Source organism: Burkholderia sp. SIMBA_051 (assembly GCF_046534915.1).
GTDB classification, from domain to species: domain Bacteria; phylum Pseudomonadota; class Gammaproteobacteria; order Burkholderiales; family Burkholderiaceae; genus Burkholderia; species Burkholderia ambifaria.
In genome coordinates this window covers 1-233 of sequence record NZ_JAWRXS010000945.1, presented here as the reverse complement: position 1 = coordinate 233, position 233 = coordinate 1, and the positions used below count along the sequence as shown (strand labels likewise).

General features: G+C 68.2%; 1 protein-coding gene. It reads right to left on the bottom strand.

The genetic code is table 11. The features are described from left to right. Window positions 1–233 (bottom strand): leucine-rich repeat domain-containing protein (locus SB771_RS37275; RefSeq protein ID WP_410722315.1); only part of this gene is annotated, 233 nt, incomplete at both ends.

Sequence of the window (233 nt, the reverse complement as noted above, 5' to 3'; positions counted from 1 at the left end):
CGCCAGCCACGACAGCCGCGGCAGACGCAATAGCCACGCCGGCAGTCCGTCGAGTCGATTCGCCGCGAGACGCAGCAGTTCGAGCCGCGTGCAGGCGGCCAGTTCATCGGGAAGCGCGCGCAGCCGGTTGCCGGCCAGCATCAGCTTCTGCAACCGCGCACAGCCGCCGATTTCGGGCGGCAGCGCATCGATCTCGTTGTCGGTGAGGATCAGCCAACGCAGTTGCGGCGCAA